General features: G+C 50.8%; 12 protein-coding genes and 9 pseudogenes. 11 read left to right on the top strand and 10 right to left on the bottom strand.

The annotated features are described in order from the left end of the window. Window positions 1-54 precede the first annotated feature (54 nt). Window positions 55-552, bottom strand: coding sequence for a GNAT family N-acetyltransferase (locus JCM16496_RS08410; RefSeq protein WP_025833568.1), 498 nt, complete (start codon window positions 550-552; stop codon window positions 55-57). A 106-nt stretch (window positions 553-658) separates the two neighbouring features. Between JCM16496_RS08410 and JCM16496_RS08405 the strand changes: the two are divergent. The 6 genes and pseudogenes from JCM16496_RS08405 (at window position 659) to JCM16496_RS08380 (ending at window position 8,370) form a co-directional block, all read left to right on the top strand. Then, window positions 659-2,118 (top strand): annotated as a pseudogene (locus tag JCM16496_RS08405) (monomeric [FeFe] hydrogenase). After that, complete coding sequence (hydE, locus tag JCM16496_RS08400) at window positions 2,115-3,155, top strand: [FeFe] hydrogenase H-cluster radical SAM maturase HydE (RefSeq protein WP_025833566.1); 1,041 nt, start codon at window positions 2,115-2,117, stop codon at window positions 3,153-3,155. The pseudogene JCM16496_RS08405 and the gene hydE overlap by 4 nt, the downstream one beginning before the upstream one ends. Window positions 3,156-3,473: 318 nt before the next feature. Then, a pseudogene (gene hydG / locus JCM16496_RS08395) lies at window positions 3,474-4,891 on the top strand ([FeFe] hydrogenase H-cluster radical SAM maturase HydG). Between the two features lie 187 nt (window positions 4,892-5,078). Beyond that, window positions 5,079-6,277 (top strand): annotated as a pseudogene (hydF, locus tag JCM16496_RS08390) ([FeFe] hydrogenase H-cluster maturation GTPase HydF). 567 nt (window positions 6,278-6,844) lie between these two features. Continuing rightward, a complete protein-coding gene (locus JCM16496_RS08385) occupies window positions 6,845-7,171 on the top strand; it encodes a PadR family transcriptional regulator (protein ID WP_025833564.1) in 327 nt (108 codons plus the stop codon). Window positions 7,172-7,253: 82 nt separating this feature from the next. Further along, window positions 7,254-8,370, top strand: a pseudogene (locus tag JCM16496_RS08380) (PspC domain-containing protein). 79 nt (window positions 8,371-8,449) lie between these two features. Here the strand turns inward: JCM16496_RS08380 and JCM16496_RS08375 are convergent. The 6 genes and pseudogenes from JCM16496_RS08375 to JCM16496_RS08350 all read right to left on the bottom strand — a co-directional run bounded on the left by JCM16496_RS08375 (window position 8,450) and on the right by JCM16496_RS08350 (window position 16,455). Next, complete coding sequence (locus JCM16496_RS08375; RefSeq protein ID WP_025833562.1) at window positions 8,450-9,238, bottom strand: N-acetylmuramoyl-L-alanine amidase-like domain-containing protein; 789 nt, start codon at window positions 9,236-9,238, stop codon at window positions 8,450-8,452. 97 nt (window positions 9,239-9,335) lie between these two features. Beyond that, window positions 9,336-12,552: pseudogene (locus JCM16496_RS08370) on the bottom strand (glycoside hydrolase family 2 TIM barrel-domain containing protein). Window positions 12,553-12,559: 7 nt separating this feature from the next. Next, window positions 12,560-13,431, bottom strand: a pseudogene (locus tag JCM16496_RS08365) (alpha/beta hydrolase). A gap of 18 nt (window positions 13,432-13,449) precedes the next feature. Continuing rightward, window positions 13,450-15,441, bottom strand: coding sequence for an OPT family oligopeptide transporter (locus tag JCM16496_RS08360; RefSeq protein ID WP_025833560.1), 1,992 nt, complete (start codon window positions 15,439-15,441; stop codon window positions 13,450-13,452). Window positions 15,442-15,536: 95 nt separating this feature from the next. Further along, window positions 15,537-15,932, bottom strand: a complete 396-nt coding sequence (locus JCM16496_RS08355) for a DUF1573 domain-containing protein (protein ID WP_025833559.1) — start codon at window positions 15,930-15,932, stop codon at window positions 15,537-15,539. A 91-nt stretch (window positions 15,933-16,023) separates the two neighbouring features. Beyond that, on the bottom strand, window positions 16,024-16,455 hold the full coding sequence (locus tag JCM16496_RS08350) for an SAM-dependent methyltransferase (protein WP_025833558.1): 432 nt from the start codon (window positions 16,453-16,455) through the stop codon (window positions 16,024-16,026). A gap of 125 nt (window positions 16,456-16,580) precedes the next feature. Here JCM16496_RS08350 and JCM16496_RS08345 point away from each other — a divergent pair. From JCM16496_RS08345 to JCM16496_RS08320, 5 genes and pseudogenes are all read left to right on the top strand, one after another. After that, window positions 16,581-17,435 (top strand): annotated as a pseudogene (locus JCM16496_RS08345) (AraC family transcriptional regulator). A 90-nt stretch (window positions 17,436-17,525) separates the two neighbouring features. Then, window positions 17,526-18,116 carry a DUF417 family protein gene (locus JCM16496_RS08340; RefSeq protein WP_025833556.1) on the top strand — a complete coding sequence of 197 codons (591 nt, stop codon included), beginning with the start codon at window positions 17,526-17,528 and terminating at the stop codon, window positions 18,114-18,116. 4 nt (window positions 18,117-18,120) lie between these two features. Continuing rightward, window positions 18,121-19,475, top strand: a pseudogene (locus tag JCM16496_RS08335) (FAD-dependent oxidoreductase). Window positions 19,476-19,717: 242 nt separating this feature from the next. Then, window positions 19,718-19,945: pseudogene (locus tag JCM16496_RS21675) on the top strand (iron chelate uptake ABC transporter family permease subunit); the annotation flags it as partial. Further along, the gene (locus JCM16496_RS08320) at window positions 19,938-20,966 is read left to right on the top strand and encodes an ABC transporter ATP-binding protein (RefSeq protein WP_025833552.1); all 1,029 of its coding nucleotides are present in this window, start codon (window positions 19,938-19,940) and stop codon (window positions 20,964-20,966) included. The pseudogene JCM16496_RS21675 and the gene JCM16496_RS08320, both read left to right, overlap by 8 nt. Here the strand turns inward: JCM16496_RS08320 and JCM16496_RS08315 are convergent. From JCM16496_RS08315 to cbiD, 3 genes are all read right to left on the bottom strand, one after another. Next, on the bottom strand, window positions 20,953-22,038 hold the full coding sequence (locus JCM16496_RS08315) for a linear amide C-N hydrolase (RefSeq protein WP_025833550.1): 1,086 nt from the start codon (window positions 22,036-22,038) through the stop codon (window positions 20,953-20,955). The genes JCM16496_RS08320 and JCM16496_RS08315 overlap by 14 nt on opposite strands. Window positions 22,039-22,104: 66 nt before the next feature. After that, on the bottom strand, window positions 22,105-22,779 hold the full coding sequence (locus JCM16496_RS08310; RefSeq protein ID WP_025833548.1) for an outer membrane beta-barrel protein: 675 nt from the start codon (window positions 22,777-22,779) through the stop codon (window positions 22,105-22,107). Then, window positions 22,776-24,671, bottom strand: coding sequence for a cobalt-precorrin-5B (C(1))-methyltransferase CbiD (cbiD, locus tag JCM16496_RS08305; RefSeq protein WP_025833546.1), 1,896 nt, complete (start codon window positions 24,669-24,671; stop codon window positions 22,776-22,778). Before cbiD ends, JCM16496_RS08310 begins: the two co-directional genes overlap by 4 nt. Between the last annotated feature and the right edge of the window lie 8 nt (window positions 24,672-24,679).

Below are 24,679 nucleotides of genomic sequence, written 5' to 3'. Positions count from 1 at the left end.
GTGATGTATATGACCGCATAGCCTTTTGTTTTATCCTTCTGTGTCTTTGTTTTCTCAGATGTCCAGCCCCATGATATAGTCGTTCATGTAATATCCGTTTCCTATCGGGAAATCTCCTTCGCGAAGTTTCCTCATCCCCATGTGTTCGTAAAACTGCAGTGCCTTGTTGTGGCGGTTCACATTCAGTTCCATCAGGCAAGGTCCGGGATGCACTTCCTTAATGTATTTGATGGCTTCGCGGAAGAGGAAACTGCCGCAGTGTGCACCCTGGTAGTAGGGGAGTACATAAATCTTTTGCAGGTGGAACAAATCTTCCCCTTGCTGCTGCACGGACACATAGCCCGCTACTTCACATCCTTCGTAAGCCAGGAAGTAGACGTGGCCTTCCTCTTCCATTTGTTTATGGATGTTGTCCTGCGAATACATCCATTCCATCATGTAGTCGGTCTGTTCGGGAGTAAGGATGTCCTTATACGTGACGGGGAATATTTGCTGCGCAAGTTTCTGAATCAGTGCGCAATCTGCTGTCGTTGCTTTTCTTATGGTAAACATATCGGTGGTATTTATACTGTTTGGGGCGTAAAGTTAAGCTTTTTTTGTGAAACAATCGTTATCTTTGCAGACCGTTACCGAACTAACTAACTCTGATTTTAAAATTATGGCATTTACGAGCAACATTATGATTGTCCGCCACAGATTGCTGAAGGAACTGGTAAAGCTGTGGAATAACAACGAACTTGTGGATAAAATAGACCGGCTGCCCATCGAGCTGAGTCCGAGACGGTCCAAGCATGCGGGACGCTGCTGCGTGCACAAAGAACGCGCGGTGTGGAAGTACAAGTCATTGCCACTGCTGGGACTCGATATGGAGGACGAGACGGATGAGCTGACTCCCTTGTCGGAGTATGCTGCCCGTGCACTGGACAGAGCGGAGAATGGCAAGCCGAAAGACAACATTATGTGTGTGATTGACGAAGCTTGTTCGGCATGTGTGCAGATTAACTACGAGATTACGAACCTCTGCCGCGGATGTACGGCACGTAGTTGCCAGGTGAATTGTCCCAAGAAGGCGGTACATGTCAAGGAGAGCGGGCAGGCGTGGATTGACCATGATGCGTGTATCAGTTGTGGCATCTGCCATAAGAGTTGTCCCTATCATGCCATTGTTTACATTCCCGTACCTTGCGAGGAAGCTTGTCCCGTGCAAGCCATCAGTAAGGATGAGAAGGGATAGAGCATATTGACGAAAGTAAGTGCATCTACTGCGGAAAGTGCTTGAACGCATGCCCGTTTGGAGCTATCTTCGAGATTTCGCAAGTGTTCGACGTACTGCACAGAATCCGTAAGGGTGAGCAGGTGGTGGCTATCGTGGCTCCGTCCATTCTGGGGCAGTTCAAGACGACTATTGAACAAGTGTACGGAGCACTGAAACAAGTCGGCTTTACGGATGTCATCGAGGTGGCGCAAGGTGCGATGGATACCGTCAGCAACGAGGCGCACGAACTGATTGAGAAATTGGAAGAAGGACAGAAGTTTATGACGACTTCCTGCTGTCCGTCTTATATAGAGCTGGTGAACAAGCATATTCCTGCCATGAAGCCCTACGTGTCGGGCACCGGTTCGCCGATGTACTATGCCGCACGCATCGCCAAGGAGAAGTATCCGGATGCAAAGGTGGTCTTTATCGGCCCGTGCGTGGCCAAGCGCAAAGAGGCGCAGCGTGACGAAGCGGTGGACTTCATCATGACTTTCGAGGAGATGGCTTCCGTGCTTGCCGGACTGGATATTCAGATGGAGCAGGCGAAGCCCTATTCCATGAGTTTCACTTCCGTGCGCGAGGCACATGGCTTTGCCCAGGCAGGCGGTGTGATGGGGGCCGTGAAGGCTTATCTGAAAGAAGAAGCGGATAAAGTCAATGCCGTGCAGGTGGCCAACCTGGATAAGAAGGCTATCGGCTCGCTACGTGCCTATGCCAAGACCGGCAAGGCTCCGGGACAGTTCATCGAAGTGATGGCATGCGAGGGCGGTTGTATCACCGGGCCATGTTCGCATAATGAAATAGCTGCCGGAAAGCGCCAGCTGACACAAGAGTTGGCTAAGAGAGAGGAAACGTATTGAAATATTTGATAGACAAACTGCGGAGCAATCGCAGGCTGGATGCCGAAGAGTATAAAGCCTTGCTTCTTTGTCGGGACACAGAACTTGCAGCCTACCTGCAAGGGCTTGCCCGGGAAGAAGCGCTTGCCCGCTTTGGCAATAAGATTTTCATTCGCGGACTGATTGAGATAACCAACCGTTGCCGCAATAACTGCTACTATTGTGGCATACGGAAGGAAAACCGGAACATTGCCCGTTATGAGCTGACGCAGGAGGAGATTCTGGAGTGTTGCCATGAAGGCTATCGGTTGGGCTTCCGTACCTTTGTGCTGCAAGGGGGCGAAGCGCCGGTGGTGAAGGATGAGGGGATGGTGGAGACCGTTGCCGCCATCCGGCAATCCTTCCCGGATTGTGCCATTACCTTGTCTTTGGGCGAGAAGTCTCGGGAAGCTTACGAGCGTCTCTTCCGTGCCGGTGCCAACCGCTATCTGTTGCGGCACGAAACCTGCAACGAAGGGCATTATCGTAGGCTTCATCCTGCGGAGATGTCCCTTTCCCATCGGTTGCAATGCCTGGACTGGCTGAAAGAGATAGGCTATCAGGTAGGAACCGGAATCATGGTGGGCAGTCCTTATCAGACGGTGGACCATTTGGTAGAAGATATTCTTTTCATCCAGCGCTTCCAGCCGGAGATGATAGGCATGGGGCCTTTCCTTCCGCATCACGATACTTCGTTTGCCGCTTTCCCGGCAGGAGACATGGAGATGACGCTGAAGCTGCTTTCCATCTTTCGTCTGATGCATCCCGCGGCACTGATACCTGCTACCACAGCACTGGCAACACTGGCACCGGACGGACGGGAGCGGGGAATATTGGCAGGCGCCAATGTCGTGATGCCCAATCTTTCTCCTTCTCATCAGCGGGCGAAGTATTCCCTCTACGATAACAAAGCCTCTGCAGGTGCCGAAGCCGCAGAGGGATTGCAGAAATTGGAGGAGCAACTGAAAGGGATAGGCTATGAGGTGTCAAAAGAACGAGGAGATTATAATAATAGATAGTTTTATTTTTTTACTTTTGAGATTGTAAATGGTAATTTAATGTTTCACCACAGATTTTTATTTTCATAAGAGTAACCTTAATTCCCCTCCTCCTGGGAGGAGGGGTGCCCGGAGGGCGGGGTGGTAGAGAGCATAAGGCTTGTATGATAGATAATAACTCTCCTATGTGACGCTACCACCTCCCCCTACGGGTACTCACCCCCTCCACCTCCCCCGTTATCGGGGAGAGCAACCTCCCCGGAGGAGGAGAATTCAGATAGTATCAGTTATAGAAACTCTGTGGTGAGATAAATTCCTATTTACATAATTCAATATCACATGTATAATATAAAGTCAAGACAAGCGGAAGAATTCATCAATCACCAGGAGATATTGGATACACTGGAGTATGCGCAGGCAAACCGCAACAACCGTCCGCTCATCGAAAGTCTGATTGACAAGGCTGCTTTGTGCCAGGGGCTTTCCCATCGGGAAGCAGCCCTGCTGCTGGAATGTGACGAGCCGGAACTGGTAGAACGCATCTTCCGTCTGGCACGCGAAATCAAACAGAAATTCTATGGTAACCGCATCGTGATGTTTGCCCCGCTTTATCTTTCCAATTATTGCGTGAACGGTTGCGTCTATTGCCCCTATCATGCCAAGAACCGTACCATCCCCGCAAGAAACTCTCGCAAGAGGAGATACGCCGCGAGGTTATCGCCTTGCAGGACATGGGGCATAAACGCCTTGCCTTGGAAGCCGGAGAGGACCCGCGAAACAATCCCGTCGACTATATCCTGGAGTCCATCCGCACCATTTACAGCATCCATCACAAGAACGGAGCCATCCGCCGGGTGAATGTCAACATAGCCGCCACTACGGTGGAGAACTACCGGTTGCTGAAGGAAGCAGGCATCGGCACCTATATCCTTTTCCAGGAGACTTACAGCAAGGAGCATTACGAAGCCCTGCACCCCACAGGACCGAAAAGTAACTACGCCTACCACACCGAAGCCATGGACCGAGCCATGGAGGGTGGCATCGACGATGTAGGTATCGGTGTACTGTTCGGACTGAACACCTATCGCTACGACTTCGTAGGACTGCTGATGCATGCCGAACATCTGGAAGCGACCTTTGGCGTAGGTCCGCATACCGTCAGCGTGCCACGTATCTGTCCGGCAGATGATATTTCGACCGAAGATTTTCCCGATGCCATCTCGGATGAGATGTTCTGCCGTATTGTGGCAGTGACGCGTATTGCGGTGCCTTATACGGGAATGATTATTTCCACCCGTGAGTCCGAAGCCGTACGCCGCCGGGTGCTCGAACTGGGCGTTTCGCAGATAAGCGGCGGCTCGCGCACCAGCGTAGGAGGCTATGCCGTACCGGAAGCCAAGGAGGAAGATTCCTCCCAATTCGATGTAAGCGACCGGCGCACGCTGGATGAAGTGGTGGGCTGGCTGCTCGACCTGGGGCATATCCCCAGCTTCTGCACCGCCTGCTACCGTGAGGGACGTACCGGAGACCGCTTCATGTCGCTCGTCAAGCGCGGGCAGATAGCAAACTGCTGCCAGCCCAATGCACTGATGACATTAAAAGAATATCTGGAGGACTATGCTTCCCCCGAAACCAAGGAGAAGGGCATACGGCTGATTCGTGAGGAAATGGCGCATATCCCGAACCCCAAGATACGGGCGATAGCCGAACGTAACCTCCAGGAAATAGGAGAAGGGAAAAGAGACTTTAGATTTTAGAAGTGGGTGTGTCATAATGAATATTTGAACACAAATTGCGCAAATTACACAAATCAGTGAAAAGATAATATGTTAATAATGAACTGTCAACAAAAAAATATTTGTGTAATTCGTGTAATTTGCGTTCCTTTTTCCCGTTTTGACACATCCTCTTCTTAGATTTCAAGCAGAAGAAACCAAGGATAATATGAATAATACACCCCATTCCAACCGTCTGCACATTGCCGTCTTCGGACGACGGAACAGTGGAAAGTCCAGCCTTGTCAATGCCTTGACCGGGCAAGACACGGCATTGGTATCGGCAACGCCCGGCACTACTACCGACCCCGTGACAAAGGCCATGGAGGTATATCCTCTGGGACCGTGCCTCTTTATAGATACCCCCGGCTTTGACGACGATGAAGGCGAGTTGGGCGAGATGCGTGTGGAGCGCACCTTGAAGACGGTAGAGAAAGCCGACATCGCCCTCTTGCTTTATGAAGAAGACGGGACTTTGGAGAAACAATGGATAAAGCTGCTGACGGAGCGTGGAATCCCCGTTATACCGATACTGAATAAAGCCGATTCCCGTCAAGATACCGCTTCGTTGGCTCTCCGGATTGAAAAGGAGTGGGGGCAGGCTCCCGTTGTGGTCAGTGCCAAAGGGGCTGCCGGTATTCAGGCATATTCGATGCCATCCTTGAAAAACTTCCCGAGAATTTTGGTGAGCAGACCATTACGGGCGGACTGGTGGCCGAGGGAGATGTTGTTCTGCTGGTGATGCCCCAGGACATACAAGCCCCCAAAGGGCGTCTCATTCTTCCGCAGGTGCAGGCCCTCCGCGAACTGCTGGATAAGAAGTGCCTGGTGATGAGCTGCACCACCGACAAGCTGCAAGCTTCCCTGCAAGCCCTTGCCCGTCCGCCCAAGCTGATTATCACAGACTCCCAGGTATTCCCCGACGTTTATCGGCAGAAGCCTGCCGAAAGCAGCCTCACTTCTTTCTCGGTTCTTTTTGCCGGTTACAAAGGAGACATTGATGCCTTTGTGGAGGGAGCTGCCGCCATCCACCGCCTCACGGTACAGTCGCGCGTATTGATAGCCGAAGCCTGCACCCATGCTCCGCTGACCGAGGATATCGGAACCGTCAAAATTCCCCGTCTGTTAAGAAAGCGTATCGGCGAGGAGTTGCAGATAGACTTTGTTTCCGGAAATGATTTCCCCAAAGACTTGTCCCGATACGACTTGATTATCCATTGCGGTGCCTGCATGTTCAATCGGAGATATGTGCTCAACCGTATAGCCTATGCCCAGGCACAGTGTATCCCCATTACTAACTATGGAGTAGTATTGGCAAGCCTGAACGGAATACTGGATAAAATTGTTTTCCCCCATTCCCGTGTATAGCTCATATTAGTCAGACAGAAAGGGGGGGGCGGAAAAAGTAGAGTAACCTCTTGCTGCCTGCTATAAATGTAGAGCTATTTAGGTAATTTGTCATAATTTATCGAATAAAATCTTCTACTCTATAAATCGTTGATTATCAGTGGTGCTGAATTATGCCTAATTCAGTCGTATACTGAATCATATTCACTATAGGACTGAATGCCATTCAGTATACGACTGAATAGCATTCAATATACGACTGTTTTGTGAAGAAAGAAAATATGTCAAAATTTATATTCATCGCAGATAACATAGATAATCCTTGCATATTGTCAGTGAATCTAAAAAAGCTTTGTGACCATCTGCGTCCATCTGTGTAATCTGTGGTGAACTATGGCATGCTTCTCCTTAATCTTCCTTTTTTTCTTATTGTTAATTAATGGTAATATATGGTACTTTGTAATGCAAGGTATTTGTGTAATACATATATTTGTGCCATGCAAAGAAAAGAGGGAGTGTCATCTCTTGTTTCGTGATAAGATGATGAGCGGCCTTCTGTTTCATAACAAATAAGTAATAGATACCATTATGGATGTAAACAATGTAAAGTCGCAAATGCGCAAGGGCATGCTTGAATATTGTATCATGCTGCTGCTGCATAAAGAGCCGGCTTACGCTTCGGACATCATCCAGAAGCTGAAAGAAGCCCGGCTGATAGTAGTGGAAGGGACACTTTATCCGTTGCTCACCCGTCTGAAGAACGACGACCTTCTGAGTTATGAATGGATTGAGTCTACCCAAGGTCCTCCCCGCAAATATTACCGGCTGACGGAAAAGGGAAAAAGCTTTCTCGGCGAACTGGAAATATCCTGGAAAGAGTTGAACGAGACGGTGAATCACATCAGCAATTCTTGAAATGACATAGGGAATATGCCGCAATTAGCCGAATGGCAAATAGTAAATCGTAAATAGTCAAATTGTAAATAAATAGTGTGTTATGAAAAAGACATTAACCGTAAATTTGGGCGGAACCGTTTTCAATATCGATGATGATGCATACCGCCTTCTGGATAATTACCTGAGTAATCTCAAGATGCACTTCCGCAAGGAAGCCGGTGCCGACGAAATTGTAGATGATATTGAACGCCGCATTTCCGAACTCTTTGCCGAGAAATTGTCGGCTGGTTTGCAAGTAATCACGATTGCCGATGTAGAGGAAGTGATTGCCCGTATGGGAAAGCCGGAAGATATGGAGGCAGAAGGAGAAGAGGCCGGTGCAGGCAGTACAAATGCCGGTGGTACAAATGCCGGCGGTGGCTATGGAGCGGGCGCTTGGAGCAGTAATACTGTTTACAACACTACACGCCGCCGCCTTTACCGTAATCCGGATGACAAGATGCTGGGTGGTGTCATCAGTGGAAGCCGCATACCTGGGCTGGGATGTCACTTTGCTTCGTTTGTTGCTGCTTGTCATCCTGATTTGTGGGGTAGGGACGCTGATACCGGTCTACATCGTCTGCTGGTTGGTCATACCGGAAGCTCGTACGGCAGCCGAGAAGTTGAGCATGCGCGGTGAGGCGGTTACGGTGGAGAACATCGGAAAGACGGTGACGGATGGTTTTGAGAAGGTGGCCAATGGTGTGAATGACTATATGAAGTCGGACAGACCTCGTACTTCCCTTCAAAAATTGGGAGATGCGTTGGTGATGATTGTCGGCTGGTTCTTAAAGATATGCCTGGTAGTGTTCGCCATTATTTGCAGTCCGATACTGTTTGTATTTGGAATCGTGTTTGTGGCGTTGCTGTTTGCTGCGGTAATGGTGGCTGTCGGTGGTGGTGCAGCTCTGATATCCCTCTTCCCTATGGCAGATGTAGTATTGCCGGTTTCCCCGTTGTCTGCCATAGTGATGTATATTGCCGGTATTTTGCTGGTGGGCATTCCTTTGGTCAGCCTTGTGTGGGGCATCTTCAGCCAGATATTCAAGTGGCAGCCGATGAACTCCGGTCTGAAGTGGACGCTGGTTATCCTCTGGATTGTGAGCGCCGCTTGTTTCGGAATCTGTTTTGCGGTGCAGGGAGCCACTTTCCCGGAACTGGGCATCTTTAGTTTCTGAAAGTAGAGTTCGGTTGGGCAAAATAAAAGGGGATGTGTCGTGCAGGCACATCCCCTTTTATTCCTTATCTTGTTTTTCCCTATTTCTTCATTCTCAATACCCGTATTCCCGTCCACTTATTGTTGTCTTTCAACATCTGGGACAAGGGAACTTTGGAGACAACTACTATCTTGTCTGTAGAAGAAGCGTGCAGCAGCAGCAACTTGCCGTCCGCATGGAAAGCGATTCCCAGGTGGGCTACGTCCAATCCCGGAGTATTGGTGGTGATGGCTATGATGTCGCCGTCCTTAATCCACGGGAGACCTTCGGCGGGAAGCTTGGTTTTTGGAAGATAGTGAACTTCCTTGCCGGACAAGGATTGTTCAATCTTCTTCATTTGGGCTACGTTCTCCGGCGAATTGGCCAGCTGCTTGTACTGCTGGGGATGGGAAGACATGTAGGAGATGGACAGCTTTTCGGTGTCGGGACTCATGGCACCCGTTACGTCAAGAAGGAAATCGTTGCGTACACCATTGTTTATCCAGTCGGCAATATAGTGCAGGCGTGAAGTGTACCCGTTGATTTTACCGTCACGATAACGGATTTTTTGCAGGTTATCGGCGAAAGCGGTCTCCGAGATGTCCCCGTCCACCAGTTTGGGGGTAAGCGTCTCTGCCAGTACATATTCCACCAGCGTAGTGCAGTCTACCTCATCGCAGTTGATGACGAGTTCCTCGGGACCGTCTGCCTCCAGCGTATGGGCTACGTATGGCACATCCAGATACTTTATTCCATTGCTCAACATATCTTTTCCTCCTTGGGCAGAAACAGAAGTTACCATAGCTGCGGCACAGAGGGCGCTGAACATAAATTTAGTCATTGTTTTCATTTTTCTCTCTTTTGATTATTATTGTTCTTAAACGTAAAAAGGATGCAGCAAATTTACTACATCCTTTTTATAAAAGCTTAATCCGGAGGGATTAAATTCAATATTGCCGGATTAAATATTTATAATCCTCCTTTTTGTCGAACGGAACAAGGGAGAAACCGTATTCAATGGCGTTCTCTTTGCCCGGACGAATCAGATAGGGTTCATGGGCTGTTGCGCCCCAACTGTCGTCTCCACCGACACCCATCATGCGGTAATCAATGAATAAATCGGCCATCTTTTCCGGCAGAGGGTCGGTGAGGTGGCGGTGATTGGTCTTTTCGGTACGCGGGGCACCGTTGTCAATCGTGTCGCCGCTATCCATGCTTTCCAGGGGATAGTTGGAGGCGTTCAGCTCAAAAGTACGGTCGGCGATGAGCAGCAGACCCCGTTGCGCCTTGTCGGTCAGGGCGCACCAATAGATGTCCGTGCGATGGTTGTTCTCCTGCGGACGGACGTAAGGCTCGTACATGTTCCTGACCGGGATGGCGTACTCTCCGATGAACTGGGAGGTACGGCGGTCGCGGTAATTCTCTTTCGGACCGCGACCGTAGTAGGTCAAGTCTGTAAAGCTTTCCGGCAACTGCATCCGCAGCCCTACACGCGGTATCATCGGAGCTTGGTCTCCTTCGGCCATGAAGCGGTTGTCTACCTTGATGACTCCGCTGGCATATATCTTATAGGTGATGTCCCAACGGGCGTCTGTCTGCGGAAAACGGTAGGTGACCTTTACTGTCGTGGCATTGCTGCCCGGAATCACTTGGAAGCTCTCGGCTTTCGGTTTCTGATAGCTTGCCTCTTTCCAGGCTTTGAGGCGGACGGGGAGGTTGGCTCCATAATCATTGTCCGTCGGTGCACGCCAGAAGAATGGCCGGGGACCCTGACCGTTCAGTATGTACTCGTGCTTCTTGTACAAATAGGAGGTGAGCAGACCGCTTTGCTTGTCGAAGGTGGCTTTGAAGTCGGGACCGGAGAACACCACCAAATTCCCTTCTTCCTTGGAAGTGGCGGGCTTCTGTGCCGTAGCCTCTTTCTTGTAGAAGGTATGGACGTAGGTCTGTTCGCGTGCAATGACCGTGCCCGCCGGGAGGAAAGGTTCTGCCGTCTTGATGGCTGCATAGAACTCGATGCGCACATCTCCCGTTGTCTGTTTCTCTTTGGGTATGCCGTTCAGAAAGCCGGTGGTTACCGTCTTGCCCGGTGCGGCATGGATATTTTCAATCTTGCCACGGTAGACTTCCTTTCCGTGGTCGCGGATGATGTAGTAGAAGTCGTACTTGTCGAGATTGGTGAAGGAGAAATCATTGCGGATTTTCACGGTGGAAGTCTGCTTGTCGAAATCAAGGAACTTGATGTTCTGGTAGACTTTACCCATCTCTTCTGTCTGCGGCTTGACACTGCGGTCGGGATATACCACGCCGTTGATGCAGAAATTGCCGTCGGAGGGGGTACCGTTCTCGCCATAGTCGCCGCCATAGGTCCAGTATTTGCGCCCGTCGTCTGTCTTGGCGGCAAAGCCCTGGTCTACCCAATCCCAGACACAGCCACCCTGGAGGATGGGATATTTTTCGATGATGTCCCAATATTCCTGGAAGTTGCCGAGACTGTTGCCCATGGCATGGCATATTCGCAAAGAATGAGAGGACGCGTCATATCCTTATTCCGGGCATACTTCTCTAGATAGGAAGGAGAAGCATACATCGGGCAGTAGATGTCCGTATCCCATTCCAACAGTGCACGTTCATACTGTATGGGACGGCTGTCAAGCGTCTTCAAGGTGTTGTAGGTGACGTAGAAATTCAATCCGTTTCCGGCTTCGTTGCCCAGTGACCAGATGATGACTGACGGATGGTTCTTGTCCCGTTCGTACATATTCATGGTACGGTCGAGGTGGGCATTCATGAAGAGCGGATTGTTTCCCAGCGTACCGCCTACACGCAGGTCGTAACCCATGCCGTGGCTTTCGATATTGGCTTCGTCGATGACATAGATACCATATTCGTCACAGAGTTCGTAGAAACGTTCCTGCTGGGGATAGTGGCAGGTGCGGACGGTATTGACATTGTATCTCTTCCAAAGCTCGAAATCTTTCTTCATCAGTTCTTCGGAGACATAGTGACCGGTGTTCTCGTTGTGTTCGTGATAGTTCACGCCTTTCACGAGGATGGGTTGTCCGTTCACCAGCAGTTGCTTGTCCTTGATTTCCACGGTACGGAATCCTACTTTACAGCTTGTCGCTTCAATCACATCCCCGTTAGGTCGCTTCAGGCTGATGACGAGGGTATAGAGGTTGGGCGTTTCGGCTGTCCATTGCAAAGGTTCTTGGATGGTTTTCTTAGTGAACTCCACTTCTGTCTGGTCACCGCTGACTGGGTAGAGGACTGGGCTATCTGCTGGTCATTTTTGTCCAGCAGGCGGTAGCCAACGATAAATGGGGTGTTTTGTCCGCTTTCGTTGGTGAACTGTACCTTTACCTTGAGGATACCGTCACGGTAGTTGTCGTCCAGGGGAGCTTCCACCTTGAAGTTCGTGAGATGGATTTGAGGCTGGGCGTAGAGATAGATGTCACGCTCGATACCGCTGATGCGCCAGAAGTCCTGGCATTCCAGATAGTTGGCATCGGAAAAGCGGTGTATCTGAATGGCAATGACATTCTTTCCTTTCTTGGCAATGGCGCTGACGTTGAAGCGTGCCGGAGTCTTTGCGTCTTTGCTCATGCCTATAAACTTGCCATTGAGGTAGTAGAAGGCTGCCCCGCGTACGCCGTCGGCACTTAGGAAAATTTCCTTATCGTCCCAGTCTCCCGGAAGAGTGAACTCGCGGCGGTAGGTGCCGGTGGGATTCCATTCTTGGGGAACGTATGGAGGGTTGGGCTTGTCCCAATAAGGAGGATAGCCCGAAGAACAGAACTCATAGGGATGGTTCACGTAGATGGGCGTGCCGAATCCCTGCAACTCCCAGTTTCCGGGTACATTGATGTCCGGCCAGCGGCTGGCGTCCACACGGTCCATCATGAAGTCCGTGGGGCGGTCGGCGAAGGCCTCCACGTAATGGAATTTCCATTTCCCGTTGAGGGATAGGCGGTAGGTTCCGTTCTTGCGGTCATTGATGACGGCATCGGCCTCCGTGACATAGGAGGTGAACGTACTGCGAGCGGGCTCCCGGTTGATGCTTGTTAGCTTGGGGTTGGTAATCTCTTCGTAGCGGTTGTTTTCCTGTGCGGTCAAGGCAAGAGGAAATGCGGCTAGGCAGAGCAACAAGTTCTGTATTCTCATAGAATTATTATTTATTGTTTTCAAAAACAAGTCCGTCGCGTAGCCACTTCTCCAATTCTTCCGTCCATTGGCGTTTGTAGGTGAAGTTGTCCCGGAATCCCCAGCCGTGTCCACCGATGGGGTAGGCATGCAGGCTGGCAGGTACTTTGTGGTCGCGCAGGGCAAGGAAGTAACCGATGCCGTTGATGGGCGGCACTGCGTCATCGTCCGAAGAAAGCATGATGAAAGCTTGCGGAGTGCGCGGGGATACTTGTCTTTCGAGGGAGTATTTCTGTTCTAATTCCTGGGAAGGATTTTCTCCGAGCAGGTTCTTGCGGGAACCTCCGTGGGTAACTCCCTTCTGCATGGAAATTACGGGGTAGAACAGAATCTGGAAATCGGGACGGGTATTGTCACTGCTGTATAGTGTGGCGAGTGAAGCTGCCAAGTGTCCGCCGGCAGAAGCGCCCATGACGCCTACACGCTGAGGATTGACACCCCATTCGGCAGCGTGTTCACGTACCATTCGGATGGCTTGCTCGGCATCGGAAAGGGGCACTTCATTGTGTCCGTTGGGCATGCGGTATTTCAGCACTGCATAGGTGATGCCTTGTGTGTTGAACCAGGAAGCCATGTCGTGTCCCTCGTGGTTCATGGCCAGACCGCTGTATCCGCCTCCCGGGCACATGATGATGGCCATGCCGTTGGGGTGGGGGCAGGATACACTGTAAGGGTAGGGATGGTGACATCGGATACCCATTCGTTGTTATGGTTCTGTTCGGAATTGGTCAGTTCGTTGTTGTTGGGGACACCGTTGGGCCACAAAGGCAGCTCAACGGGCTTTTGTGCAGATAACATGGTCGTTGCAAATAGAAAAGATAAAAGCAGAATCTTCTTCATGGTCTAAGTATTTAAAAGTTATTTGGTTTTCATGGAAGCTTTGATGAGGTAGAATATCAGAATGGCATAAGCACCCAGTGCCAGCACTTCGGACCAGGTGTTCTGCAACCATGCATCGTTTACGAGGTTGATTCCTCCGAAACGCATGGCGGCACTTGCCACGCCCATCAATGCACCGCCGGCAATGAAACCGGAGGCCAGCAGTGTACCTTTCTCCCCGCGTTCGGCATTGAGAGCGGCATCCTTGCTGCGGCTGGTCACGTACCAGTTGATGGCACCGCCCACTACCAACGGAACATTCAGTTCCAACGGGATGAACATGCCCAATGCAAATGCCAGTGCGGGAATCTTGCAGAAGTTGAGGATGACGGCCAGCACTGCACCGATACTGTAGAGCAGCCAGGGCGCCCCCACACCGTTCATCAGAGGTTCGATAACGGCTGCCATGGCATTGGCCTGCGGAGCGGCCAGCTGTCCGCTGGTGAAACCGTATGTCTTGTTCAGGATAATCATTACACCACCTACGGTAGCGGCGGAAACGATGGTTCCGAGGAACTTCCAGGTCTCCTGCTTGGCAGGCGTGCTACCCAGCCAGTAACCGATTTTCAAGTCAGTGATGAAGCCTCCCGCCATGGACAGTGCCGTACATACGACACCGCCCATCACCAGTGCCGCAACCATTCCTTCGGGACCTTTCAGCCCTACGGCTACCATGACTACGGATGCCAGGATTAATGTCATCAGCGTCATTCCGGATACGGGGTTTGTGCCCACAATCGCAATGGCATTGGCTGCCACGGTGGTGAACAGGAAAGCGATACCTGCAACAAGCAGGATGGCTACAATGGTATGTGTCAAGTTGCCCTGCATCACATCGAAGTAGAAGAAGAGAACAACCAGCAGCAGCGTGATGATGGAACCGATGGCGATAATCTTCATGGAGATGTCCCGCTGCGTGCGCTTCACACTGGCTTCCACATTGGACTTACCTCCCATTTCCTTGGCAGCCAGTCCTACGGCGCTCTTGATGATGCCCCAGGACTTGATAATGCCGATGATGCCTGCCATGGCAATGCCACCGATACCGATGCTCTTGGCATAGTATTTGAAGATTTCTTCCGGAGCCATAGCGCCTACGGTTGCCGTGATTTCGGGGTTCCATTGGTTCAGTACGGAATCTCCCCAAATCATGGACATACCGGGGATGATAATCCACCATACGGCCAGTGAGCCGGCACAGATGATGGACGCGTATTTCAGTCCCACAATATAACCCAGACCGAGCACGGCAGCACCCGTATTAACCTTGAATACCAGCTTGGCTTTCTCGGCCAGCATTTCGCCAAAGCCGCATACGCGGGTAGTGAAATTCTCGTTCCACCAGCCGAAGGTTGCCACGATGAAGTCGTATAGACCTCCGATGATACCTGCCATGAGTAACGGTTTTGCCTGGCTGCCGCCCTTTTCACCGGAGACGAGCACTTGTGTGGTGGCTGTTGCCTCGGGAAAGGGATACTTGCCGTGCATGTCGCTCACGAAATATTTGCGGAAGGGGATAAGGAAGAGAATACCCAGCACACCTCCCAGCAGGGAACTGATAAAGACTTGTGCAAAGGTGACGGTGATTTCCTCCGGGTAGGTCTCTTGGAGAATATAGAGTGCCGGAAGGGTGAAGATGGCACCTGCCACGATGACGCCCGAGCTGGCACCGATAGACTGGATAATGACGTTTTCGCCCAATGCGTTCTTGCGTTTGGCGGCACCCGATACGCCGACGGCAATGATGGCGATGGGGATGGCGGCTTCGAATACTTGCCCCACCTTCAGCCCCAGATAGGCGGCTGCGGCCGAAAAGAGAATGGCCATTAGAATACCCCATGTCACCGACCAGGCATTTACTTCTGAATACTTCTTGTCCGGGCTCATCAGAGGGTTGTACACTTCTCCCGGTTTCAGTTCACGGAACGCATTTTCCGGCAAGCCGGTGATTGGTTCTTCTTCTTGTTTCATAGGTTTTGTAGTTTTATGTTTTTCTTTATGGACTTCAAAGAAAGCAAAAAAAAGGAGATTTAAAAAAATCTCCTTAATTCTGTATGGTAAAATGCTTATTTGGCATCTTTAGCGGTCATGTCCCCTTCGATAAACAATCGCATTATTTCCGTTTTGGCATTGGTGCGCAGGGTAATGGATTTCTTGAAGTGTCCGGGGTATCTTCCGGTTCCATTATAGGTTACTTTCACTGTTCCTGTCTTTCCCGGTGCTATCGGTTCTTGTGAATATTCGGGAACGGTACATCCGCAGGAAGCTACAGCCTGATGGATGACAAGCGGAGCATCGCCTACGTTCGTGAACTTAAAGGTGTAGCTGACCACCGGACTGTTTTCGGAGAATGTGCCGAAGTTGTGGGTGGTCTGTTCGAATTTGATGTCTGCCTTTCCTTGTGCATAGGCATAACCGATGCTCATAACCAGCATCATCATATAAAAAGCGACTTTCTTCATGTTCTTATCTTTTTTATATTTCAACGGCGCAAAGGTAACCCATTTTCATTAAAATAATGCCTATGGCGTGCGAAATTGTATTAAATCGGGCTCAAAAGGCCTCTGGGCGAATGATAAGCAGGGAAAAATAAGGGAAACGGATGGCCGCTATCCGCTTGCTGTCATTGATATACTTCTCTTCCGGAGTGCCTACATTCTCAAAATAGTGATACCGGTACTCGGGATGCAGGCGGATGCAGCGGTGAATCTCATCGGTGCATCTGGACAGCTTCATGATGACAACCGCACTGTTTTTGCTTGTCAGTCTTTCTATCTCTTCTGTGGTGACGATACCGGGTATCACCGTTAGCCGCTCTTCCTGGCTGGCCACATGGAGCCCGCCCAGTGCGCCGGCGGCAATGAAGGCGGGGATACCGGGGATGTGCTTCACGGGGATGCCGTCTGCCTGTAGGGCTTTCAAGCCTTTTACGGTAATCAGTTCCGGTTCGCCGGGACCGAGAGATATAAATATGACGGGGAACATTTGCATGAAGACATTAAAGGTTAAAAATTAAAGAACAGCAAAACGGCTACAAAAGTGGGGAAATAATCAGTAGCAAACAAGATATTGCTTATCTTTGTTATTCTTACTAAAAACAGTCTGTCTTTATGGATTACCAACTGAATACCCGCTTAAATGGCAATATAGCCATGACTACCAGCTACCATGAGCGTGCGTCGCTGCAACGTGACAAGACTCTGTACAAATTCATTTGGGTACAGAGCGGTACGCTGACTCTGGAAATAGACATATCCCATGCGCTTGGAAAAGGACGAAATCGTGACCTTGACCCCGTTACATCACTTGGAGGTGAAGGAGGTGGACGGAGAATACCTGACGTTTGTATTCAACAGCAATTTTTATTGCATCTATGGACATGACAACGAGGTCTCTTGCAATGGATTCCTTTTTTATGGCTCTTCCAAGGTGATGAAACTGGCACTTTCTGCCGGGCAGTCTTCCAACTTGCATGATATAGTCCGTATTTTCCGGCAGGAATCGGTCATCCATGACAACCTGCAGGAGGAGATGCTGCGTATTGTCTTGAAACGTTTCATCATTACCTGCACACGCATTGCGCGCCAGCGTTTCGGAGTGGGGCAGGAGCAGGAAAAGACGTTTGACATCATCCGGCAGTATTACGTATTAGTGGACCGGCATTTCAAGGAGAAGAAGCAGGTGCAGGATTATGCCGATATTCTTTGCCGTTCTCCCAAGACACTTTCCAATCTGTTCTCGACCTGCGGGTTGCCTTCCCCTTTACGGGTGATTCATGAGCGCCTTGAGGCGGAAGCCATGAGGCTGTTGCTGTATACCCGCAAAAGCGCTAAGGAAATCAGCTCCATTCTGGCTTCGAAGACTTGCCCGCATTCAGCCGTTTTTTCAAGAAAATGACCGGCGAGAGTGTCTCGGACTACCGGAAAAGGGTGAAACGGGAAGAATTGCCAACTGTTGCGGAATAATTGCCATTTCGCATGTGGTGGAAAACAGGGAACTTTGCAAAGACAAAAATCAAGTCGTAGTACTGAAATCATTTAAAAAGTAGAACAAAGATGAAAACGAAATTGCAAAACTTGTTTATGGCTGCGTTGACGCTGGCCGCTTCCACTCAAAAGTTGGGTGTTAATTTGATTCGTGTAGCCATCCTGGTTATTTTCGTATGGATTGGCGGATTGAAATTCTGGAATTATGAGGCTGAAGGGATTGTTCCTTTTGTGGCGAACAGCCCGTTCATGAGCTTCTTTTATACAAAGAGTGCCCCGGAGTACAAGGAGTATAAGCTGAAAGAGGGCGAGTTCAATGAGGTGAAACATCAGTGGCACGTGGAGAACAATACGTATGGTTTCTCTCACGGTCTGGGCATTCTGATTATGACCATCGGCATTCTGACATTTCTGGGGATATTCTCTCCGAAAATCGGACTGGCGGGAGCCGCACTGGCCATTGTCATGACAATAGGTACCCTCTCTTTCTTGGTGACAACCCCTGAAGTGTGGGTGCCCGACTTGGGAAGCGGGGAGCACGGCTTTCCGTTGCTGACGGGGGCAGGGCGCTTGGTCATCAAGGATACGGCCATTCTTGCCGGTGCCCTTGTCGTACTGTCTGACAGTGCAAAAAGAGTATTGAACCAATTAAAGAAATAGAAGTCTGAAACAGTATGATGCCATTATCATCGGATTCGGCAAAGGCGGAAAGACGCTGGCTGCCGAGTTGGCAAAACGGAAGCTGGACGTTGCCGTAGTGGAGCGTTCGGAAAAGATGTATGGAGGGACATGTATCAATATCGGTTGCATCCCCACAAAAACATTGGTGCATGCGGCAAAGCAGGTGGATAAAGACGCTTCTTGGGAGGTCAAGAAGGCATACTATCGTCAGTCCATTGCAAGGAAGGAAGAGGTCGTTTCTTTCCTTCGTCAGAAGAATTATCACAATCTGGCCGACAATCCTCATATAACGGTCTATACGGGTATCGGCTCCTTTGCAGGTCCGGATGTGGTGGAAGTTGGGATGGCAGAAGGGACATTACAATTGCAAGCTTCCCGGATATTCATCAATACGGGTGCCGAAACCGTCATTCCACCGATAGAGGGGATACAAGGTAACCCACGGGTATATACCAGTACCTCCATTATGGAACTGACTGAGCTGCCGGTACAGCTCGTCATTGTAGGCGGGGGATACATCGGACTGGAATTTGCTTCCATGTATGCTTCATTCGGTTCGCAAGTCACGGTGCTCGAGGGCGCTTCCGAACTGATATCCCGGGAGGACCGGGATATTGCGGACAGTGTCCGGGAGGTATTGGAACAGAAAGGAATCGTTTTCAGGCTGAATGCACGCGTGCAGTCCGTGAAAGGCTCTGACGTCATTTACCGGGATGCAGTCACGGGAGAGGAACATCAGTTACACGCAGATGCCATCCTGCTGGCTACCGGTCGGCGTCCGAATACGGCTGGCTTGAATCTGGCGGCGGCAGGTGTAGAGGTGAATGAGCGCGGTGCCATTGTGGTAGACGACTATTTGCAGACTACCAACCCAAGATACATGCCATCGGTGATGTAAAGGGCGGTTTGCAGTTCACCTACATTTCTCTGGATGATTACCGCATTCTGCGCGAAGACCTTTTCGGGGCGGGAGAACGCAAGGTGTCCGACCGTGACCCGGTGAGCTATTCGGTATTCATCGATCCGCCGCTTTCACGTATCGGGCTGAGCGAAGCGGAAGCACGCAAGAAGGGATTGAATATAAAGGTCAACAAGTTGCCCGTAGCCGCCATTCCGCGTGCCAGGACTTTGGGCGATACGAACGGACTGTTCAAGGTGGTGGTGGATGCCGATACGGACAAGATTTTGGGCTGCACGTTGTTTGGGCCGGAATCGAGTGAGGTCATCAACCTGGTGGCAATGGCTATGAAGACCGGGCAGGAATATACCTTCCTCCGTGATTTTGTTTTTACACATCCCAGCATGAGTGAAGCGCTGAATGACCTGATGAATTTCTGAGAAAAGAAGCTTCGGACATCTGTTTCGTAACATAGACCTTTACGCCGCTAAAGGTCTATGTCACGAAAATAGTATAGAACTTTACGGGGGCTGAAGTAGAGGTGCTTTTAATTTATAGGGAAGAGCATTTGCGTATCTCCTCAAAAATGACGAATATTGTGCCCGAATTCCATAAACCCCAATAATCATGACCCGGATATCTGCCATAGGCATTGCACTGCTGTGCATTTTATGCGTAACCTCTTGCAGTTCCCCATCTGTGCCGTGCCATCTTCCACTCTTCGGACCATCAGGTGCTGATGCCTGCCACATTGCTGGTAGGAGCTTCCCTGGCATTGGTCTGCAATTTGATAGCCCGTATGCCCGGCTTCGAGGGAGCTTTGCCGGTCAACTCGGTGACGGCACTGGTAGGTGCGCCGGTAGTGGCTTCTGTACTTTTTAGAAAACGGAAAGGAGAATTGAATGAATAAGGAAACCATACATATAGAGAATCTTTCCATCGGTTACCCCGGTAAGGGGGATGTGAAAGTGGTGGCAGACGGCATTTGCGCCGGAATCAACAGTGGTGAGCTGACTTGCTTGTTGGGAGCTAATGGAGTGGGGAAGTCCACGCTGCTCCGTACGTTGTCCGCTTTCCAGCCGAAACTTGGAGGAAACATATTTATTGAAGGAAAAGAGATAGGGGACTATACCGACAAGCAGCTTTCGCGCGTCATCAGTGTGGTGCTGACGGAGAAGTGCGATATACGCAATATGTCCGTCGTAGAACTGATAGGTTTGGGGCGCAGCCCCTACACCGGCTTCTGGGGAACTCTTTCGAAAGAGGACAAGACTGTGGTGGACAAATCCATCGCCCTGGTAGGCATTCCCCATCTGGCACACCGCATGGTGCATACGCTGAGTGACGGTGAACGGCAGAAGGTGATGATAGCCAAGGCGCTCGCCCAGGAAACTCCCGTAATCTATCTGGATGAACCGACAGCTTTCCTCGATTTTCCCAGTAAAGTAGAGATGATGCAACTGCTTCACCAGCTCAGCCGGCAAACGGACAAGACGATTTTCCTTTCTACCCACGACCTGGAACTGGCCCTGCAGATAGCGGACAAAATATGGCTGATGGACAAGGTGAACGGAGTGGCCATCGGCACGCCCGAGGACCTTTCGCTGAACGGCAGTCTGAGCAACTTCTTTGCCCGTAAGGGTATTGCCTTCGATTTGGAAACGGGACTGTTCAGGGTAGCCAATGAATACACCTCCCGGATACGCTTGGCGGGCCACGGGCAGAAGTATGCCATGGTGCGCAAGGCACTCCAGAGAAACGGGATTCTGGCAAACCGGAATGTTGAATCGGAGATTTATATCGAAACCGGAGATTTGAAGGGAGACGGCAGCTTCGTATTCCATCGGTCGGGTAAGGAGCCGGTAACGGTGTACTCCATTGAGGAATTGCTGCACGTAGTGCTCTCGTCTCTATCCGCTACCCAATCTTAATGGGAACAATCGGTTGTTGCTTCACTTCGTCCAGCGGAGCAGCGTGATATTTGATGCGTCGGAAGTCAATCTGCTTCAGGTCGATGCTTCGGATGGCGCTGTTGTACATGCTGCGATAGTAGATGATACCGTTTGTCATGTCCGTAGCCGAGGTCCACTGGGTGGCGCTGGGGATATTGACGGGGATTTCTCCGAGGGGAAACTCGATGCCTACCGGGATATCGAAGTTATTCAATATCTGGAAGCATTGGAGCACGGTTTCTTGTGCTGTTTCCTGCTGTGGCGTGGAAGTCTGATAGAGGGCGGCACGGATAAAGCGGGAGGGAGGAGTGACATCTCCCGGAATGCCCAGGAAGCCGCTTCCCGAGCCGAATGGAGCTATGGTGACGCCTCCCAATGATTTGCTTTCGGCGCTTCCGGGGTATAGATTGACGTAGTTGTTCAAGTTGGTCATCTGCCAGTCAAAGCCGGGGGAGTTTGTCAATACTCCCAGCTTGTTTTCATAGAAACGGGGCTGTCCGTCGATGAACTCCAGGACCAGTTGGCGACCGCTCTTGTCGGCAATGCGCCAGTGCACGGTGGAGGCGCGCGGGTCAATGTTGATGACGGATACTTTTTCAATGGCTTCCTTCACTTCGTCTACGGTAGAGAAGCTGCCCAGCATCCACGAAACCAGTTGTAGGTCGGATATACTCGATGCGCTTTGTGCAGGGTCGTATTCCTCGTACTTGCCATATCCGGGAAAGTAGAAGAGGCCGGCAGAGAGTCCCGCTTCGTTCAGTCCTTCGGCCACGAACTCCTTTTGCTCTACCGACAGGCCTACGTAGCCATAGCGTGAGGTGAACTCCATGCCGGACTGACTGCCTCCGGGTGTCAGTGATTGTTGCGAATAACCGCGAGGTACGATGACGTACTGGCTGTTCAGCTCACTGCCTCCCCATTCGATGGTGCGGGCTACGACGTGCGCATTGTCTTTGGCCGTCAGGGTGATGCCGGTACATGCCTCTGCTGTTTGAGGGGCGAAGGTGAGGGCTGTCATTGCAGCCAGCAGGATAGGGATTCTTTTTTTCATATTATTCATTTATATTGTTGAGTATCTGTCTGTATACTAAACAACTCTGTATGGCAAAATGTTCCCTTACCAGAACCGGTACCCCAGCGTGAAGAATGCGGCGAAGTTCTTGGGGAAATATCCTCTTTCTTCCGAATGACCTATCATCTGGTTTATCTGCTCATTGACTTTTACCAGTCCCACTTGTGTCTCTGCACCGATGATGAATCTTCTGTATTCAAAAGTAAGTCCCAGGGCAATACCTGCATCGAAACGGTTGTTACCCATTTTCCCGTCTACCATGCTGCCGAAAGTGTCTATCTTGAACTGGTATCCTCCCTGCATACTACTGCTGCTATAATCGTAGGTCTCGCCGGAGGTCTTGCCTGCCACGCCTATGGCCGCATAAGGGCCGACACTCAGCGAGGCATGATAATCCCTGCCCAGATGGAGGCGGGCGGCTATCATGAGGGGGATTTGCAGATACAGTTCATGCATTTTGGCCTTGCCGATGTGGCTTATCTCGTCTTTACCGCCGATGGACACGAACTCCAATGCGGATTGCAGCACCCAGGTCTTGGTGAGGACATATTCTGCGCCGACACCAGCTTTGTAAGCTATTTGGGTGTCACTACTGGAGTGTTTTCCATGAAAATGGGAGGTACCGATTCCTGCTTTTGCATGAAAGGACAGCGGGCTTTGTGCCAGACCGGTCAGTACGGTCATTGCCATACAGAGGGTAATGATAATCTTCTTCTTCATGAGTAAATTTTTCCGTTTTCGGTTATGAGTAATACAGTTAATTCGCCGTTGGGCAGCAAGGGGGCACAGTGCCGGTGACAGAGCTCAATCAGTGCCTTGCCAAACTTTTCCAGCAGCTCTTCGGGAATGATGTCCCAGAGTTCGCGCGCCAGGTTCATCTGTCCGATGGCGGCAAGTGTTTCTTCGCTGCATCCCGTCTGGCATGCCAGGTCTTGAATGAATTCCTTGTTCATGGTCACTTTCTTGCTGTGGGTATCCAGATTGCCTTCGGCCAGTTTCACGGCCTTTCCCATCATCACACCGAGGGTGACGTGCGGTACTTGCTCTTCGGCTGCTATTTTCAAGGTTTCGCCGATAAAGTTGCCGTAGTGCACGAAAGCCTGGGCGGGGAGGTCGGGATAATACGCCTTGATGAAACGTTCGCTCTTTGCGCCGGAGCTGATGACGATACGAGGGCTCCGGGTTGCTTTTGCCACTTCCATGGACTTCCGGATGGAATTGACAAAGGCTTCCGAGGAGAATGGCTTCACGATGCCGGAAGTCCCGATAATGGAAATGCCTCCTTCGATACCGAGGCGGGGATTGAAGGTGCGTTTGGCTATCTCTTCTCCACCGGGGATGGAGATGGTAATGAGAATAGGATTGGGCTGTTTGGCAATATGGAGGCGTTCAAGCCATAGCTTGACGTTCTTCTTTATCATTTCGCGCGGGGTGTCGTTGATGGCAGAGCTACCGAGCTCAAGTCCCAGACCGGGCATGGTGACGACACCTACGCCTTCGCCGCCGCAGACGATGATGTTGTAGTCGTCCTGGGGAGTGTCTTCCGGCAGCGGGTCGTCTATGCGGAAAGGTATGGCTATATTGGCCACAACTTTCATCCCGTTGGTGATGTCCGGGTCGTCGCCGGCATCCTTGATGACGGTAGCGCTTGTCTCGAACATGCCGTCACCGTTTTCCAGAAGGTCGGAGTGGGGAATATGGAGCTGCGGCTCTACGGGGACCTGGATGGTTTCTCCGTTGGGAAGGACTACCGGAAATTCCGTAGGACGCTTTTTGAAGTAGATATTGAATACATCCCAGGTGGCGGCTACGGCGGCAGCGGCGGCACATGTTCCGGTAGTCAGTCCGCTACGCAGGGGGAAGAAGTCGGGTAAATGTTTCTCGACTATGCGGCGCAGGCCATGCTCGCCGTTTACACAGATAAACTTGCCGGATGTCTTGGGGCGTTGGATGGCAAAGATGCGTATACCCAGTTGTCGGGCAGCTTCCACCTTCTCGCAGAATCCGCCGGATATCCCGCTTTCTTTGAGGAGGATGGCTTCGGGATGAAGCTGTTTCATCAGGACTTGCTCGTCTTCTCCGGGCGTGTAGTAGTAGAGGTTCTTCTCGGAGAAGCCTTGTTCCCGGGCGAGCTTGCGCGAGCTGTCACGGTCGAGGATGCGGAAGTAACAGCAGGCCTTCTGCCACAAAGGTTTCAGTTTGCCTATGGTCTGTACGCCGGTCAGTGCAAGTAAGATGAAAATCTTTTCTTTCAGTATCTTCTCGATGGCATCGTCATAATCCCTGCACCAGGTGATGTGTTCTTCATCGCGTTCCGGGAAGATACGCTCGAAACGGATGACGGGGATATTCGATTCCACAGAGACTTGTTCCAGAGTCTCATGCAACTGTGTGGCAAAGGGGTGCGCGGCGTCTATCAGCAGCTTTATGTGATGCTGTGCACAGAATGTTTCTATTTCTATTGCATCCATCGCGCCTTGCAGGCGGATGCCATTATGCAGAAGTACGTCCTGCTCATTCCCTTTGGTAGAGTAGTAGAAAGTTTTTCCGGCTTCTTCAAGGGTTTGGATGGCTATGCGTCCTTCGGTGGTTCCGCCAAATATTAATATCATGTTTGAAT

The sequence above is a fragment of the Bacteroides rodentium JCM 16496 genome (genome assembly GCF_000614125.1).
Taxonomy (GTDB): Bacteria; Bacteroidota; Bacteroidia; order Bacteroidales; family Bacteroidaceae; genus Bacteroides; species Bacteroides rodentium.
The sequence above is the reverse complement of the archived record's forward strand: the minus strand, read 5'-3'. Positions and strand labels throughout refer to the sequence as shown.

Excerpts from the sequence above, each read along its gene's own strand:
- JCM16496_RS08410 (WP_025833568.1), bottom strand. The coding sequence starts at position 552 with ATGTTTACCATAAGAAAAGCAACGACAGCAGATTGCGCACTGATTCAG.
- JCM16496_RS08385 (WP_025833564.1), top strand. The coding sequence starts at position 6,845 with ATGGATGTAAACAATGTAAAGTCGCAAATGCGCAAGGGCATGCTTGAA.
- JCM16496_RS08375 (WP_025833562.1), bottom strand. The coding sequence starts at position 9,238 with ATGAAAACAATGACTAAATTTATGTTCAGCGCCCTCTGTGCCGCAGCT.
- JCM16496_RS08360 (WP_025833560.1), bottom strand. The coding sequence starts at position 15,441 with ATGAAACAAGAAGAAGAACCAATCACCGGCTTGCCGGAAAATGCGTTC.
- JCM16496_RS08355 (WP_025833559.1), bottom strand. The coding sequence starts at position 15,932 with ATGAAGAAAGTCGCTTTTTATATGATGATGCTGGTTATGAGCATCGGT.
- JCM16496_RS08350 (WP_025833558.1), bottom strand. The coding sequence starts at position 16,455 with ATGTTCCCCGTCATATTTATATCTCTCGGTCCCGGCGAACCGGAACTG.
- JCM16496_RS08340 (WP_025833556.1), top strand. The coding sequence starts at position 17,526 with ATGAAAACGAAATTGCAAAACTTGTTTATGGCTGCGTTGACGCTGGCC.
- JCM16496_RS08320 (WP_025833552.1), top strand. The coding sequence starts at position 19,938 with ATGAATAAGGAAACCATACATATAGAGAATCTTTCCATCGGTTACCCC.
- JCM16496_RS08315 (WP_025833550.1), bottom strand. The coding sequence starts at position 22,038 with ATGAAAAAAAGAATCCCTATCCTGCTGGCTGCAATGACAGCCCTCACC.
- JCM16496_RS08310 (WP_025833548.1), bottom strand. The coding sequence starts at position 22,779 with ATGAAGAAGAAGATTATCATTACCCTCTGTATGGCAATGACCGTACTG.
- cbiD (WP_025833546.1), bottom strand. The coding sequence starts at position 24,671 with ATGATATTAATATTTGGCGGAACCACCGAAGGACGCATAGCCATCCAA.